This window comes from Rhodanobacter sp. UC4451_H18, from assembly GCF_052978225.1.
Genome location: NZ_CM129663.1, coordinates 2,096,266 through 2,112,208, shown reverse-complemented (window position 1 = coordinate 2,112,208; position 15,943 = coordinate 2,096,266). Strand labels below are relative to the sequence as shown.

15 protein-coding genes are annotated in these 15,943 nt (G+C 68.7%); 7 read left to right on the top strand and 8 right to left on the bottom strand.

Annotated elements, in window-relative coordinates; translation table 11 throughout:
* The first annotated feature begins 18 nt into the window (after positions 1-18).
* A complete protein-coding gene (locus ACVCMG_RS09650) occupies positions 19-1,050 on the top strand; it encodes a YncE family protein (RefSeq protein WP_447113978.1) in 1,032 nt (343 codons plus the stop codon).
* A gap of 22 nt (positions 1,051-1,072) precedes the next feature.
* On the opposite strand, the gene ACVCMG_RS09645 is transcribed toward ACVCMG_RS09650, so the two are convergent.
* From ACVCMG_RS09645 to ACVCMG_RS09610, 8 genes are all read right to left on the bottom strand, one after another.
* Positions 1,073-2,257 carry a glycosyltransferase family 9 protein gene (locus ACVCMG_RS09645; protein ID WP_447113977.1) on the bottom strand — a complete coding sequence of 395 codons (1,185 nt, stop codon included), beginning with the start codon at positions 2,255-2,257 and terminating at the stop codon, positions 1,073-1,075.
* Positions 2,258-2,396: 139 nt separating this feature from the next.
* Positions 2,397-2,705 (bottom strand): PepSY domain-containing protein, encoded by a 309-nt coding sequence (locus ACVCMG_RS09640; RefSeq protein WP_447113976.1) that lies wholly within the window; start codon positions 2,703-2,705, stop codon positions 2,397-2,399.
* A 78-nt stretch (positions 2,706-2,783) separates the two neighbouring features.
* Positions 2,784-3,926 (bottom strand): glycosyltransferase family 4 protein, encoded by a 1,143-nt coding sequence (locus ACVCMG_RS09635; RefSeq protein WP_447113975.1) that lies wholly within the window; start codon positions 3,924-3,926, stop codon positions 2,784-2,786.
* Complete coding sequence (locus ACVCMG_RS09630; RefSeq protein ID WP_447113974.1) at positions 3,923-4,669, bottom strand: polysaccharide deacetylase family protein; 747 nt, start codon at positions 4,667-4,669, stop codon at positions 3,923-3,925. Before ACVCMG_RS09630 ends, ACVCMG_RS09635 begins: the two co-directional genes overlap by 4 nt.
* A 253-nt stretch (positions 4,670-4,922) precedes the next feature.
* On the bottom strand, positions 4,923-6,317 hold the full coding sequence (locus tag ACVCMG_RS09625) for an ATP-binding protein (protein WP_447113973.1): 1,395 nt from the start codon (positions 6,315-6,317) through the stop codon (positions 4,923-4,925).
* Entirely contained in the window at positions 6,314-6,979 is a 666-nt protein-coding gene (locus tag ACVCMG_RS09620; protein ID WP_447113972.1) for a response regulator, read from the bottom strand. The genes ACVCMG_RS09625 and ACVCMG_RS09620 overlap by 4 nt, the downstream gene beginning before the upstream one ends.
* Before the next feature lie 139 nt (positions 6,980-7,118).
* The gene (locus ACVCMG_RS09615) at positions 7,119-8,672 is read right to left on the bottom strand and encodes an EAL domain-containing protein (protein ID WP_136257911.1); all 1,554 of its coding nucleotides are present in this window, start codon (positions 8,670-8,672) and stop codon (positions 7,119-7,121) included.
* Between the two features lie 101 nt (positions 8,673-8,773).
* Positions 8,774-9,616 carry a hypothetical protein gene (locus ACVCMG_RS09610; protein ID WP_447105334.1) on the bottom strand — a complete coding sequence of 281 codons (843 nt, stop codon included), beginning with the start codon at positions 9,614-9,616 and terminating at the stop codon, positions 8,774-8,776.
* 332 nt (positions 9,617-9,948) lie between these two features.
* Between ACVCMG_RS09610 and ACVCMG_RS09605 the strand changes: the two genes are divergently transcribed.
* The 6 genes from ACVCMG_RS09605 to mnhG are packed head-to-tail and all read left to right on the top strand — an operon-like array spanning position 9,949 to position 15,895.
* Positions 9,949-12,849 carry a monovalent cation/H+ antiporter subunit A gene (locus ACVCMG_RS09605; RefSeq protein WP_447113971.1) on the top strand — a complete coding sequence of 967 codons (2,901 nt, stop codon included), beginning with the start codon at positions 9,949-9,951 and terminating at the stop codon, positions 12,847-12,849.
* Positions 12,849-13,190, top strand: a complete 342-nt coding sequence (locus ACVCMG_RS09600; RefSeq protein WP_447113970.1) for a Na+/H+ antiporter subunit C — start codon at positions 12,849-12,851, stop codon at positions 13,188-13,190. Before ACVCMG_RS09605 ends, ACVCMG_RS09600 begins: the two co-directional genes overlap by 1 nt.
* Positions 13,187-14,782 (top strand): monovalent cation/H+ antiporter subunit D, encoded by a 1,596-nt coding sequence (locus ACVCMG_RS09595; RefSeq protein WP_447105336.1) that lies wholly within the window; start codon positions 13,187-13,189, stop codon positions 14,780-14,782. Before ACVCMG_RS09600 ends, ACVCMG_RS09595 begins: the two co-directional genes overlap by 4 nt.
* Entirely contained in the window at positions 14,779-15,267 is a 489-nt protein-coding gene (locus tag ACVCMG_RS09590; protein WP_447105337.1) for a Na+/H+ antiporter subunit E, read from the top strand. The genes ACVCMG_RS09595 and ACVCMG_RS09590 overlap by 4 nt, the downstream gene beginning before the upstream one ends.
* Positions 15,264-15,545: a K+/H+ antiporter subunit F gene (locus ACVCMG_RS09585; protein WP_395120956.1), complete on the top strand. Its 282-nt coding sequence runs from the start codon at positions 15,264-15,266 to the stop codon at positions 15,543-15,545. Before ACVCMG_RS09590 ends, ACVCMG_RS09585 begins: the two co-directional genes overlap by 4 nt.
* Complete coding sequence (mnhG, locus tag ACVCMG_RS09580; protein WP_447113969.1) at positions 15,542-15,895, top strand: monovalent cation/H(+) antiporter subunit G; 354 nt, start codon at positions 15,542-15,544, stop codon at positions 15,893-15,895. The genes ACVCMG_RS09585 and mnhG overlap by 4 nt, the downstream gene beginning before the upstream one ends.
* The last annotated feature ends 48 nt before the right edge of the window (positions 15,896-15,943 follow it).

The window sequence follows — 15,943 nt, the reverse complement described above, 5'->3', positions numbered from 1 at the left end:
ACCTTCAAGGTGACTGCCATGCAAAGACTGCTTCGTTCACTCCTGCCTACCGCTCTGCTGCTGGCGCTGCCCATCGCCAGTCACGCGGCAGCGGCGCCGACGCCCGCGCCGCATGTGCTTTCGACGCTGCGGCTGGGTGGCACCGGCGGCTGGGATTACCTCGCTTTCGACGCGGCGCATCGACACCTGTTTGTCAGCCGCCGCGATCGCGTGCTGGTGATCGATGTCGATCGCGACAAGCAGATCGGCACGATCGCCGACACCCCCGGCGTGCACGGGATCGCGCTGGCGCCCAGTCTGAATCGCGGATTCACCAGCAACGGCAAGGCGGCGTCGGTAACCGTGTTCGACCTGGCCACGCTGAAAACCGTCGCAACGATCGCCGGCACCGGCAAAAACCCGGACGCCATTCTCTACGATAGCGCCTCGAAACATGTGCTGACCTTCAATGGACACAGCGACTCGGCCAGCGTGATCGACCCGGCCAAAGACGCCGTGGTCGCCACCATCGAACTGCCGGGAAAACCCGAGTTCGCCGTCTCCGATGGCGCGGGCCACGTCTACGCAAACATCGAGGACAAGTCCGAACTGGTGCAGATCGATACCGCCAGCAACCGGGTGCTGCATGTGTGGTCACTGGCCCCGTGCCAGTCACCCAGCGGCCTGGCCATCGACACGCGCCACCATCGCCTGTTCTCGGTTTGCGACAACCGAGTGATGGCCGTCACTGATGCGACCGACGGGCATCAGGTCGCCACCGTGGCGATCGGCGACGGCCCCGACGCGGTGGTCTTCGATGCCGCCACGTCGACGATCTACAGCTCCAACGGCGAAAGCGGCACGATCACCGCCGTGCGGCAGGATGATGCTGATCACTACCACGTGAGCGCCACCATCCCCAGCCAGGTCAGCGCCCGCACGCTGGCACTGGATCCGAAACTGCATCGGCTTTACCTCTCCGCCGCGCGCTTCGGCACCAAGCTGCGGCCGAATGGCCGACACCCGATCGCGCCGGACAGCTTCGGCATCCTGACGGTGGGGCAGCGCTAGCTCGAGCTCACGAGCGGTCGAGTCACTTTTCGCATGCGAAAAGTGACTCTGGCCCCTGCGCCCGCAACCCCTGCGCCCGCAAGCGTGTGCTGCACCATTGCGCGGCTGCCGTCGCCGCGCCCACCGCATCCATCGCGCGCGTATCCAGCGCGGCATTGGCGCCGCCGTAGGGTGCGTATTTGGCCGGATCAGTGACCGAGAACAACCCCAGCGTGGGTGTGCCGCTGGCGGTGGCCAGGTGCATGACGCCGCAGTCGGCGCTGATCACGCCATCCATGCAGGCCGTCATCGCGGCCAGCCGGCGCAGGCTCTGCGAATAGAACGGCGTCAGCCGCGAACCCAGTTGCGAGCGCCCATGCGCCGCCAGCAAATCCACCAGCCTGACCTGCGGGCATAGCAACTGAAAGGTATCCACGAAGCTCTGCCACCAGTCTTCCCCGTAGTATTTGGCACCGGTCGCGTTGGAAAAGATGCCCACCGTTGCCCCGCCATGTTCGCGCGAACCACCGCACAGCCTTGCCATGACCTGGGCCGCCGCACGCTTTTCATCGGGCGTCAGATCGAGGTTGAGCGGTGGATAGTCCGGCTGCGCCGCCCGGGCACAAGCCTGACGCAGCAGGAATACACCGCGATGCGCCAGGTGATCGGGCCAGGTCAGGGCGTGCCACGCCGATGCAGGATTCAATTGGGGGTCGGGAAATCCCGCCTTGTATCGGGCTTGCGCCAGCGCCAGCACGATGCGACCGGACTGCGATCCGTTACAGGCATCAATGGCCAGGTTGTAGCGGCATCGCCGCAGGGCGCGCAGCACGCTTGCCGATTGCCACAAATGACGGGCGATCTTCCCCGGCAGCACGAACACGGTGCGCACGCTGAACCGGTTGGCATACAGGCACGCGCTGGCGTCGCTGCCGAGGATGTCGATCTCGGCGCCTGGATAGAGCGTCTCGATCTCCGCGATCAGCGGGCTGATCAGCACGCTGTTGCCGAGCCGATGGTTCGGCCGGCACACCAGCACCCGGTGAATGCCTGTGCGCGGCAACCCGCCGGGCTCGCACAGGCCTCGGCCTGCTCGCTGCAGGCGACGGCGAAGGATCGCGGCCACCCATGTGCGCCCCCGCGCATTCCATGAGATGGAAGCCTTGCGGGATTCAGCTGCCGGCAGTGGCGCGGCGACGAGAGAACGGATGCTGTCGATGGCGGTCATGGCTACAGCATGAAGCGCGTCGCTTACAGCACGCTTATGGAGCCGTGAGTATCAGGTTAATCGGTAGACGGCGCGTGCCTGGGCGCGGACGCAAAGACGGCCCGGCCGACGGATCGGCCGAGCCGCCGGTGGAGCGCGCTCAGTCGTCGTCCGCGCCTTCCACCGAGTTCTCCACCACCTTGCCGGTTTTCGCGTCCACGCCGATTTCGTGGGTTGCGCTGGCCGAGGTAATGTCGAACGAATAACGCAGGCCGCTGCCGCCGGGCTCGCGCTCCAGTTCTTCCTTGACGATGCGGCCAGGATACGTCTTCAGCGCGATCTCGCGGGCATGCGGCATGTCGATCTTTGCCTGTGCCTGCAGATTTGCCGCCGCTGCGGCGTGAGCCGTCGGCAAGGCGCCGGCCGCGAGCAGCGCCAGCAAGGTGGACGTGACAAGTACATTGCGCATGGTGCTTCCTTCCTTCGTGAGGGGAAGGTCAGCTTCGCCGAACAAGCTTCGGTGACGCTTAGTTCGGTGGTGGCGTGTTCAGCCCGGCCAGTGTCGCTTCCGGCGGGGCCGATGCCGACGGATACCTTTCGTGCGGGACGTCGTGGTGGCGGCGTTCAGCAGCTGCACGAAGTGGGCCGCGATCACACCCGTGCTGAAATGCTCGCGCACGAACGCCTCGGCCGCCACGCCCATCGGCAGCCGGCGCGATGCGTTGCACATATCCAGAATGGCCACGCGCCACGCCTCGACGTCGCCGGGCGGCAGCAGCGCGCCGGTGATGCCTGGCTGCAGCGTTTCCGGGATGCCGCCGATGTCGCTGGCCAGCACCGGCAGGCCGGCGGCCTGCGCTTCCACCGAGACACGGCCGAACGTTTCCGGTGCGATGGACGGGAAGGCCAGCATCGACATGGCGCTGTAGTACGGGTGGATGTCGTTGACCCAGCCCTGGAAATGGTGGCGGCTACCCAGCGGATGCGCGGCAGCGCGCTCGCGCAGCGCCTGCGCATCCGGGCCGTCGCCGAGCCACAGGCAATGCAGCTGCGGCTGCTGCGCCATCGCCGCGGTGGCGGCGTCGAACAGGGTGAAGATGCCCTTGCCCCGCTGCATCCGGCCGCAGTAGCCGAGCACGACGGGGTCGCCGAAGATGTCCAGGCTGCGCAGGATTGCGCTGCGCTGCACCGGGTCGTGCCGGCACAGCGCCATGTTCACCGGGTTGTACAGCACCTGCACCAGGCTGGGCGGCACGCCGCGTTCGAGGTAGGCGCGGCGCGCGTGGCGCGACACGGCGAAGAAGCGGTGCGCCAGCCGCGGCAGCAACCAGGCCGAGACGTGCTTCATCGGCGGCACGCGGTGGCGGAACAGCACGACCGGGATGCGCAGCAGCCGGCCGATCACGATCAGCGGCCAGTACTCCTTGCCGAAGTTGCCGACCAGCCAGTGCGGCCGCAGTTGTCGCGCCGTGCGCAGCACTGCGACGTAGCCGCGCAGGTCCAGCGCGTTGCGGAACGTGGCGCGGTGCAGCTGCACCGCGGTGTCGGCTAGCTGCTGTTCGATCAGTCCCTCGGCGGCCGTGACCACGCCGACCTCATGGCCGGCCTCGGCCAGCGCCTGCGCCAGCGCGACGAAATGGGTGGCCGCGCCGGTGTGCTCCGGGTTGGTGCCGACCAGCAGGAACTTCATGCGCGGCGATCCTCGTAGCGGGTCAGCACGCGCGCCGCGAACTGCGGCAGCAGGTGGTGCCGCGCCACCTGTATCCGCGGCAGTCGCCACAGGTCGGCGCCGGCCACGGCGCGCCCCCGTCGCGTGGTGGTGGCCGCCGCGTAGCCGGCTGCGCGGGCCATCGCGACCACGCGTTCGTCGGCGTCGCCGTAGGGGTAGCAGAACTGGGTCACCGCGCAGCCGAGGCGGTCCTCGAGGTCGGACTTGCAGCCGTGGATTTCGCCGTGCAGGGCGGCGTCCGTACATTGGCTGAGCCGCGGATGGCTGCGCGTGTGCGCGCCGATCTCCATGCCGGCGTCGTTCCAGCGGCGCATGTCCGCGGCCGACATCAGCGGCTTGCGGATGCCGAGCCGTTCGGCGTCCCACGTGTTGAAGCGGCCGATGCTGCCGCTGACCATGTAGGTCGTGGCGCTGAAACCGAACGACTGCAGCACCGGCAGCGCCGCGTCGAGATTGTCGACGTAGCCATCATCGAGCGTGATGGCGACCACGCGACCCTGGCGCTCCCCGCGCAGGAACGGCAACGCGGCCGACATCGACAAGCCGGTGTAGCCCAGCTGGTGCAGCAACCACATCTGCCGCGCGAACTTCGCCGGGCTGACATAAAGGCTGCGGTAGGTGCGCAGCCCTGGTGGGACCGACGCGATGTTGTGATACATGAGCACGGGCACCACCTGGCTGCCCGCTTTCCCCGCTTCGTTCATGTCTGTTTTCGCCGCGTCCGGGTTGTCGAGCCACCGGTGCAAATCGGCCGGTGGGGTTGGCCGGCATTCTCCGGGCGGACGGCTTTCATCCGGCTTATGGATTCGCCGGCCGGACGGCGGTGTATCAGGTGCCCTGATTGGCGACTTCGCTCAGCCGGAAATTCCGTTCGCGCTGAGCCCAGCCCCGTAGGGCCGAAGCTCAGGGGGGCACGGTGGAAAAGTGGAGGGGCGGCTGAGCAAAGTCGCCATCAGCTCAGGTATTGCGCGGAATGCTCACGTGCACGCGCAGCCCTTGGCCGAACGGCGAGTCGAGCAGTTCGATGGTCGCGCCGTGCAGCTCGGCGGCGCGCTGCACGATCGACAGGCCGAGGCCGTAGCCTTCGCCGCGGCTGCTCGATTCGCGATGGAAGCGGGCGAACACCGCGGCGCGCCGTTCGGGCGGGATGCCGGGGCCATCGTCGGCCACGTCGATGGTGGTGGTGACCACGCCCTGCGCAATCGACAGCTGCACCTGGCCCCCGGCGGGCACGTGGCGCATGGCGTTCTCGACCAGGTTGCGCAGCAGCGCGGCCAGCGCGGCCTCGTGGCCCAGCACCCGCACCGGCCGGTCGTCGTGGCTGAAACCCAGCTCGGCGCCGCATTCGGAAATCACCGGGGTCAGCTCCTCGATCACGTCGATCGCCACGCCGACCAGGTCGATGGACTGGCGCTGCTCCAGCTCCGTGCCGGATTCCAGCCTGGCCAGTGCCAGCAGCTGTTCGACCCGCCGCGCCAGCGCGGCCACGTTGTGGCGTGCACCGGCCAGACTCGTGGTGGCCTCATCGGGATCGCTGGTGGCCGTGGCGCTTTCGATGTTCAGCATGATCGAGGCCAGCGGCGTGCGCAGCTCGTGCGCGACATCCGCGCTGAAACGATGCTCGCGTTCCAGTGCATCGGCGAGGCGTTGCAGCTGTCCGTTCAGTGCATCGAGCACGGGCTGCAATTCCAGCGGTGCGCGCTCCAGCACGATCGGTTCCCGGCTGCCCAGCGAACGCGAGCCTAGCGCACCGGCGAGCGATTCCAGCGGACGCAGTCCGCGCTTCACCGCCCAGCCCACCAGCAACGCCAGCAGCGGCAAGCCGATCAGCAAGGACAAGGCATGGTCGAACCACAATGCGCGCAGGATGTCGTGACGACTGTCGTAGCGTTCACCGGTGCGGATCACCACCCCATCGGCGGTGTCCCTGAGGGTGAACAGACGCCAGTGATACCCGCGGGCGTCGATGTCCCGGAAATTGGCATCGGCGACACCCGGAGGCGGCAGCGCGGCGAGATTGGCGGTGGCCATGATCATCCGGCCAGAAGCATCGAACACCTGAAAGCCGACTTCCGATTCAAACGGGTACCGGCGTCGCTGCACGGCCGACGCTTCCGGCACTTCGATCGGCACCAGCTTGTCTTCCTGATCGTGACCGTCGAGCGCCTCGGCGCCTTCTTCCCCGATGATGACCTGCAGCGTACGGGCTGACTGCGCCAGCCTCCCGTCGGAGAGTTCGTTGACCTCCTGCATGGTGCGCCGGAAGCTGAACACCGCCAACGGCAGCAGCACCGCGATCATCACCAGGATGATCAGCCAGCGCAGCCGGCCACGCAGGCTCGGCTGGATCATTCGATCTCCCGCGGGATCATGTAACCGAATCCGCGCACCGTGCGGACAGTGTCATAACTGAGCTTCTTGCGCAGCACGTGCACCAGCACCTCCAGCGCGTTGTCGCCGACCACGTTGTCCAGACCATACAACGAGTTGATCAGGCTTTCGCGACGCACCAGCTTGCCCGCGCGCTCCAGCAGGATCTGCAGCAAGGCGAACTCGCGCCGGGTCAGTTCGATCACTTCGCCGCGGAAGGTCACCTGCGAGGTGCCCAGGTCCAGCGTCAGCGCACCGACCTCGATGCGATTGACCGCCAGACCCTGCGCGCGCCGGCTCAGCGAGCGGATCCGCGCGCACAACTCGTCCAGGTGGAACGGCTTGATCAGGTAGTCGTCCGCGCCGGCGTCGAGCCCGTGCACGCGCGCTTGCAGTCCGTCGCGGGCGGTCATCACGATCACCGGGGTGGTGACGTGGGTGCGGCGGGCCTCGACCAGCACCTCGAGACCGTCCTTGCCGGGCAGGCCGAGGTCGAGCAGCACCAGGTCGGCGGTCTCGTCGCGCAGCGCGATCAGCGCCTCGCGGCCGTCGCGCAGCCAGCTCACCGTATAGGCGAGGCGTTCCAGCGCGCGCTGGATCGCGGCGCCGAGCTGGACGTCGTCCTCGACCAGGATGATGTGCACGAACGGACCCCGTGTGGCGGCGACTGGCCGGGAGATTATCCCTGCGTCGGCTTAAGAAGTGCTTATAGCGCAGTCGACACGTCAAGAGCCGGTGGCTGCGCGGTCCGCGCGGAGGCGCTCGACCGGGTGCCGCCGGCAATCAGTCGGGCCCGGCCGGGCGCAACAGCTCGTCCAGCGGCTGCGCCTTGCCGAACAGCCAGCCCTGGGCAAACGCCACGCCGTGCTGACGCAGGAACTCGGCCTGGGCGTGGGTCTCCACCCCTTCGCTGATCAGCGTGAGCTTGAGCGAGCGCGCCATCGCGATGATGTGCAGCACCACTTCGCTGGTGACCGACCCGGTGCCGATGGCGTCGACGAAGATCTTGTCGATCTTCAGGCAATCGGCGCGCAGCTGGGTCAATTGCGACAGGCCGGAAAAGCCGGTGCCGAAGTCGTCGATCGCCACCCGGATGCCCAGCGCATGGATGCGCGCGATCGTGCGGTTGGCGCTGGCCGGGTCGACGAAGGAGCTCTCGGTCACCTCCACCACGATGTTGTGCACGCCGATGCCGGGCGTGGTCAGCAGGCGCTGCAGGTGCTCGACGACTGCGCCGGACAGCAGGTCGCTCGGCGCCAGGTTGACGCTGATGTAGCAGCCCGGATATCGACTGAAGAAGCGTGGCCCGTCGATGGCGACGCGGGCGAGCACGTATTCGGTGAAGCGGGCGGTCAGTCCGCAGTCGGCCGCGGCCTGCACGAACAGCGCCGGGCGCATGCCGATCTGCTTGTTGGCGGGCCAGCGCAAGAGTGCCTCGGCCCCGGCTATCGTGTTGGAGCCCAGCTCGACGATCGGCTGGTAGTACAGCACGAACTCCTGCCGGTTCAGCGCCGCCCGCAGCAACGCGGGCAGCGACGCACGCTGGCGCGCGAACATGACGATCGCGCCGACCAACGCCGCGCCCAGTGCCAGCCCGACGGGAAGCAGCAACAGGGCGAGCTCGCGCAGGCGGGAGCTCAGGTAGGCACGCGGAATTGCCGCGTAGGCGCCCACGTCGAAGCGCTCCGATCCCTGGATCGCCACCAGGTAGCCGCCGTCGTAGAAGATCGCGCGGGCAGCCTTGCCGTGCTGCTCCAGCCATGCCGGGTCGAAGTGGCCGTCACGGGCCCAGACCTTGCCGGCGCTGCGCCCGAACACGCCCTGCGCAAGGCCCGGCACGGAAGGCGTTTCGACCAGCAGGTTGTCCGGGTGAACCGCGGTGGCGTAATGGTCGCCGCTGAGCACCACGAACGGACGGCTGCCGTCGATGGAGACCCCGAAGTGCACCCGCGTGCCCTTCGGGCTCACGTACGCCGGTGGCCCCATCTGCAGGCCGTCGGCCTGCGGGCCGATGGCCGAGCAGGTGATGCGATCGCCGGAGACGTAGCCGGCCGCCTGCACGTAGTCGTAATCCAGCAGAATCCGGCGCAACTGCGCGCGTTTGGCCTCGGAGCACGTGCCGGAGGGATTCAACTCGGTCAACCGCTGATAGGCGGCCGCGGACTGTTCGCCCACCGCTTCCGTGCGATGGATGATGGCGCTGGCGATGTTCGATGCCTGGGCGCCGGCTTCCTCCATCGACTGGTGGCGGGCGATCAGCAGTGCCGCCACCAGCGGCAGGACGATGGCCACGGTGCACAGCGTCAGCGCGATGGTGGTGGCAAACCGCCTTGGCATCGTTTCCCCTTGCCGCGCCCGTGTCCGGACGGCTCGTCGGAGCCTCGATGATGCACCAACGCTGCCGGCGTGCCTATCCGCTCATGCGCCGGCGGCACGCCTCAGAAGCGCAGGTGGACGAACAGCGAGGGGCCGTCCAGTTTCATGTCGAGGTTGGCGTGGTAGGCGTGCTTGCGCTGGTGCAGCACCACGCGGCTGTAGCCGTATTCGGCGCCGAAGCCAAGGTGTGGCCACGGCAGCCATTCCACGCCCAGCGCGGCGTTGACGATGTGGCCGCTGAGCCGGCCGCCGTTCTTCTTCACCCCGGCGGCGTCGGCATACATGCGCCACTGGTCGTTGAACGCATGGCGCCAGCCGAGCTGCAGCATCGGTGCCCAGGCGCCGTCGCTGGTGCCGGAGGAGACCTGCCCGACCGGCTCGCCGTTGACGCTGGCCTCGCCGCTGATGGCGGCATGCACGCGGTAGTAGGCGCCGCCCAGGCCCAGCCCGAACACGTCGTTGCCGTGGCCGAACCACCAGCGCCAGGAGGCGCTGCCGAAATCGAAGTTCAACTTGCCGCGCACCGTGGCGGCGGCCTCGTAGTCGTTGCCGGCGTAGCTGATCGAGCGCGCCAGGCTCTGGCTGCGCGAGCGGTTGACGCTGTAGTAGTCGAGCGAGAAACCCTGGCTGTCGCCGACCAGGAAATCCAGTCGCGCGCGCGGCACGCGCTTGCGGTCGTTGAAGCCGAGATCGTTCTCCAGGCTGAAGTTGCCGCCGTACCGGCCGCCCGGATCGCTGGCGCCGATCGTGGTGTCGACGTGCGCGTCGTAGCCGCCCAGCCACAGGCTGACGCGATCGAGTGCAGGCGACTGCTGCGCGCAGGCGAGGCCGCTGCCCAGCGCCAGCGGCAGGAGAGCGGCGAGGCGCAGCGCGCGGCGGGGCCGACGAAGAGGTGGACAGGTCATCGATCATGTCTCCGGATGGGTGCGAGGCAACGCATGCGCGCGGCCATCCCGGGATTCCACGGGTGATGGTACGAACAGGTGGTGTGCAAGCGCCGTGCAGGGCCGTTGCCGCTTGCGCGCGGCGAACGATAGAATCGGGCGAGGAGTCCGGACGGTTCTGGCCGCCACGCTCCCAGCCCAGAGGTGAGTGCATGCGGGTGATCGCGACGATGGCCTGCCATGCCGCGCGCCTGCATGACAGCTGGTTCGAGGCGGTAGCCGTGCGTGATGCACCCGGGCGCCGGTCCGGTGACGGGCGACACCGACGATCTTTCCATCGAACGCAGTGAGCGATGCCCGACAACCTCATCCCAGGCGCCATCCTCTGCCTGCCCTTCGCGGCGGCCGCGGCGACGTGGCTGATGCGCGAGCGCGGCCACAACCGCGCCGCCTGGCTGATGACCGGCACCGCGCTGCTCGGCCTGGGGCTTTCGTTGTGGCTGGCCCCGGCGATCTTCGCCGGCGAGGTGCTGCGCCAGACCATCGCGTGGGCACCGTCGCTGGGTCTGGACCTGGTGCTGCGAGTGGACGGCTTCAGCTGGCTGATGCTGCTGCTGATCTGCGGCATCGGCGCGCTGGTGGGCGTGTACGCGCGCTACTACATGTCGCCGGACGATCCGCTGGCGCGCTTCTTCGCGCTGCTGCTGGCGTTCATGGGTTCGATGCTGGGCATCGTGATGTCCGGCAACGTGATCCAGCTGGTGTTCTTCTGGGAGCTGACCAGCCTGTTCTCGTTCCTGCTGATCGGCTACTGGCACCACGGCGCGTCCGCGCGCGACGGCGCGCGGATGGCGCTGATCGTCACCTCCGGCGGCGGCTTCTGCCTGCTCGCCGGCATGCTGCTGCTGGGGCACATCGCGGGCAGCTATGAACTGGACGCGATCCTCGCCGCGGGCGAGGCGGTGCGCGCGCACCCGTGGTACACGCCGACCCTGCTGCTGATCCTGCTCGGCGCGTTCACCAAGAGCGCGCAGTTCCCGTTCCACTTCTGGCTGCCGCAGGCGATGTCGGCGCCCACGCCGGCGTCGGCCTACCTGCATTCGGCCACCATGGTGAAGGCTGGCGTGTTCCTGCTGGTGCGCTTCTGGCCGGTGCTGGGCGGCACCGACCAGTGGTACTGGATCGTCGGGGGCGTGGGCCTGGTCACGTTGATCCTGGGCGCCTACGCGGCGATGTTCGAGCAGGACCTGAAAGGCGTGCTGGCCTATTCGACGATCAGCCACCTGGGCCTGATCACCATGTTGGTGGGGCTGGGCAGCACGCTGGGCGTGGTGGCGGCGATCTTCCACATCGTCAACCACGCCACCTTCAAGTCCTCGCTGTTCATGGCCGCTGGCGCGGTCGACCACGAGGCCGGCACGCGCGACCTGCGCAGGCTCGGCGGCCTGTACCGGGTGATGCCGGTCACCGCCACGCTGGCGCTGGTGGCCGGCGCGGCGATGGCCGGGGTGCCGTTGTTGAACGGTTTCCTCTCCAAGGAGATGTTTTTCGCCGAGACGCTGGCAGTGCGGCAGGGGCCGCTGCTGGATGCGATCTCGGTGGTGATCGCGGTGGCCGCGAGCGCCTTCGGCGTGACCTATTCGATCCGCTTCGTGCGCGGCGTGTTCTTCGGTCGCATGGCCACCGACCTGCCGCGCGAACCGCATGAGCCGCCGCTGTGGATGCGCTTCCCGATCGGCTTCCTCGCGCTGGCCTGCCTGCTGGTGGGCGTGCTGCCGGGGCGGGTGATCGGACCCACCTTGCACGCGGCGGCCGGCGCGGTGCTCGGCGCGGAGATGCCGGCGTACAGCCTGGCGGTGTGGCACGGCCTGACCACGCCGCTGCTGATGAGCGTATTCGCCTTCGCCGCCGGCTGCCTGCTGTTCGCCAGCCTGCGCCGTCGCTTCGATACCATCGAGACGGCGCCGCTGACCAGCCGCTTCAGCGGCAAGCGGCTGTTCGAGCGAGCGCTGGCGCTGTTCGCGGCGGACTGGCCGCAGCGCATCGAGCGGCTCTATCCCAGCCGGCGGCTGCAGTCGCAGTTGCTGTGGATCGTGCTGCTCGCTCTGCTGGCCGCCGTGCTGGCGGCAACCACGGCACCCCTGGATTTTCGCCCGCACTGGTCCAGCATCGATCCGGCGTTCGCGCTGCTGTGGCTGCTCGGCGCGGCCTGCGCGATCGGCGCGGCAACCCAGGCCAAGTTCCACCGCCTCGCCGCACTGGTGCTCAGCGGCGGCGCCGGGCTGGTGTCGTGCGTGAGCTTCGTGTGGCTGTCGGCGCCGGACCTCGCGGCGACCCAGCTGCTGGTGGAGGTGGTCACCACGATCCTGATCCTGCTCGGCCTGCGCTGGCTGCCCAAGCGTATTGCCGGGTTCGCGCCCGAGGGGCGGCGCCAGCGCTTCCGTCGCCGCCGCGACATCGTGATCGCGCTGGCGGTGGGCATCGGCGTGGCCAGCCTGGCCTACGCCGCGATGATGCATCCGGTGGCCGATTCGATCTCGCGCTTCTTCCTCGAACAGGCGTACACCGAGGGCGGCGGCCACAACGTGGTCAACGTGATCCTGGTCGACTTCCGCGGCTTCGACACGCTGGGCGAGATCAGCGTGCTGGCGATCGTGGCGCTGACCGTGTTCGCCTTGCTGCGCCGTTTCCGCCCGGCCGCCGAAAGCATCCACGTACCGGAGCAACAGCGCCAGCAGACCGCGCTGGAGGCGGATGAACCCGGGCGCGCGGCGGACCATTCGCTGACCGACTACCTGATGATCCCCGGCCTGATCATCCAGTTGATGGCGCCGGTGATCCTGCTGTTCGGGATGCACCTGTTCCTGCGCGGGCACGACCTGCCGGGCGGCGGCTTCGTCGCCGGCATCACCGTGGCGGTGGCGCTGATCCTGCTGTACATGGCGCGCGGCGCGCGCTGGGTGGAGTCGCACCTGCGCGTGCTGCCGCTGCGCTGGATCGGCGCCGGGCTGCTGCTGGCATTGTTCACCGGGCTGGGCTCGCTGGCGTTTGGACGTCCATTCCTGACCAGCCATTTTCAGTACCTGGCGCTGCCGCTGTTCGGCCGCGTGCCGCTGGCGACGGCGCTGCTGTTCGACCTTGGCGTGTTCGCCACGGTGGTGGGCGCGACCATCCTGATGCTGATCGCGCTGGCGCACCAGTCGCTGCGACGTCCGCGCCAGGTGTCGGCCGCCGCCGCGGAAGGGGAGGGCTGATGGAACTGGTGCTGGCCGCCGCGATCGGGATTCTCGCTGCCTCCGGCGTGTGGCTGCTGCTGCGTCCGCGCAGCTTCCAGGTGATCATCGGGCTGACCCTGATTTCCTACGCCGTGAACCTCTTCATCTTCTCCATCGGCGGCCTGCGCACCGGCGCCGATCCGGTGCTGCACGAGGTGGCCGGCGACGTCGCGCAGTACACCGACCCGCTGCCGCAGGCGCTGGTGCTCACCGCGATCGTGATCGGTTTCGCCACCACCGCGCTGTTCCTGGTGGTGCTGCTGACCTCGCGCGGGCTGACCGGCAACGATCACGTCGACGGCGAGGACGGCACGCCGTGAGCCAGCACCTGGTCGTCGCGCCGATCCTGCTGCCGCTGCTCATTGCCGCGCTGCAGCTGCTGGTGGGCGAGAAGCGCCGGCGCACGGCGCTGACGCTGAGTATCGCCTCGTGCGTGGCGCTGGTGCTGCTGGCCGCCGCGCTGCTGCTGGAGGTGTCCGCCGACGGCGCGCTGGCGGCGGTCTACCGCATCGGCGACTGGCCGGCGCGCTTCGGCATCGTGCTGGTGGCGGACCGGCTTTCCGCGCTGATGGTGCTGCTCACCAGTGTGCTGGCGCTGGCGTTGCTGCCGTATGCGCTGGGTCGCTGGCAGCATCGCGGCGGCCATTTCCAGCCGCTGCTGCAGTTCCTGCTGATGGGCTTGAACGGCGCCTTCCTCACCGGCGACCTGTTCAATCTTTTCGTGTTCTTCGAAGTGCTGCTGGCGGCGTCCTACGGCCTGGCGCTGCACGGCTCGGGTGCGCGGCGGGTCAGCGCGGGGCTGCACTACATCGCGGTCAACCTGACCGCCTCGATGCTGTTCCTGCTCGGCGTCAGCCTGATCTTCGGCGTCACCGGCACGCTCAACATGGCGGCACTGGCCGAGCTGATCCCGCACGTGCCGGAGCGCACCCGCGCGCTGCTGCATGCGGGCGCGGCGCTGCTCGGCGTGGCGTTCCTGATCAAGACCGCGATGTGGCCGCTCGGCTTCTGGCTGCCGCGCACCTACGCGGCCGCGGCGCCGGCGGTGGCCGCGATGTTCGCGCTGATGACCAAGCTCGGCATCTACGTGCTGCTGCGCCTCGGCCTGCTGCTGTTCGGCGCTGGCGCCGGGCCCGCCTCGGCGCATTTCGGCAGCGCGTGGATGCTGTGGGGCGGCATGGCCACGCTGGTGGCCGGCACCATCGGCATGCTGGGCGCGCGCGACCTCGGCAAGCTGGCAGGCTACAACGTGGTGGTCTCCGCCGGCACCCTGCTCGGCGCGATCGGCCTGCAGCAGAGCGCGGTGACCGCCGGCGCGCTGGCCTACCTGGTGATCTCCACCCTGGCGATCGCCGCGTTCTTCCTGATTGCCGGCCTGCTCGCCTCCGACGGCGACGACGACACCGACGACACGCTGAGCCTGGAACCATACGAGCAGCCCGGCGAAACCCCCGCGAACGAGAGCCTGTACGCGCAGGAGGACGAGAGCCGCGTGGTGATCCCGGCGCCGATCGCGATGCTGGGCCTGAGCTTCTCGGCCTGCGCGGTGCTGCTGGCGGGGCTGCCGCCGCTGTCCGGTTTCCTGGCCAAGTTCGCCCTGCTGGCGCCGATGCTCGATGACGCCGGGCGCGGCGCGCAGCTGCTGTTCGCGCTGGTCGTGGCGGCCGGTTTCTGCACCGTGACCGCGCTGTGCCGCGCCGGCATCCAGATCTTCTGGGTCGAGCCGGAGCGGATCTTTCCGAAGGTGCGCCTCACCGAGAGCGTCTCCGTCGCGCTGCTGCTGGGGCTGTGCCTGCTGCTGACGGTCTGGCCCGAGCGGCCGCTGCACTACTTGCGCGACACCGCCGCGCAGCTGCATGCGCCGGGCAACTACATCCACGCCGTGCTGCCGGGCGCCGAGGTCGCACCATGATCCGCCGCTGGCTGCCGCATCCGCTGCTGTCCGCGCTGCTGGCGCTGATCTGGCTGATCTTCAACCAGAGCGTGTCGCCCGGCACCGTGCTGCTCGGCATCGTGCTCGGCATCGTGCTGGGCCGGATGCTCGACCTGCTGGACCCGCCCAAGGCGCGGCTGCGCCACTATCCGTTGCTGCTGCGCCTGTTCGTGCGCGTGGTGCTGGACATCGTGCGCTCCAACCTCGCGGTGGCGCGCATCGTGCTGTTCAACAAGAGCCCGTTGCACTCGGGTTTCGTGGCGATCCCGCTGGAGTTGACCGACCATTACGGCCTGGCCGTGCTGTCGTGCATCATCACCTCCACCCCCGGCACGATCTGGGTCAGCTACGACTCCGACGCCAACATCCTGCTGATCCACGTGCTGGACCTGGTCGACGAGGCCGGCTGGATCGACTCGATCAAGCAGCGCTACGAACGCCCTCTGCTGGAGGTTTTCCAATGAGCCACGAACTGCTCGACGTGTCGATCCGCGCGGCGCAGATCCTGCTGCTGCTGGCGATGGCCTTCTCGCTGATCCGCATGGTGCGCGGCCCGCGCGCGCAGGACCGCGTGGTGGCGCTGGACGCCCTGTACGTCAACGCGATGATCCTGCTGCTGACCATCGGCATCCGCAGCGGCAGCATGCTCTACGTCGAGGCCGGCCTGATCATCGCCCTGCTCGGCTTCGCCAGCACGGTGGCGCTGTCGAAATTCCTGATGCGCGGGCAGGTGATCGAATGAGCCACCTCGACGCCCTGCCGCCATGGGCAGCCATCGCCGTCGCCGTGCTGATGCTGCTCGGCGCGCTGTTCGCCTTCGTCGGCTCGCTCGGGTTGCTGCGCCTGAAGAACTTCTACCAGCGCGTGCACGCACCCACGCTGGGCACCACGCTGGGCACGTTCTTCATGCTGGCCGCCTCGATCACCTGCTTCTCGGTGCTGCACGGCCGGCCGATCTTCAACGAGGTGCTGATCGGCGTGTTCCTCACCTTGACCACCCCGATCACCCTGATGCTGCTGGTGCGCGCCGCGCTGTACCGCGACCGCGAGGAAGGCTCGCAGGACGTGCCGCAGCTGACGCCGAAGGACTGACGCGCGGAGCCGCCGCAACCGCAGCGATCCCGTGCGATGCCGGCGGGA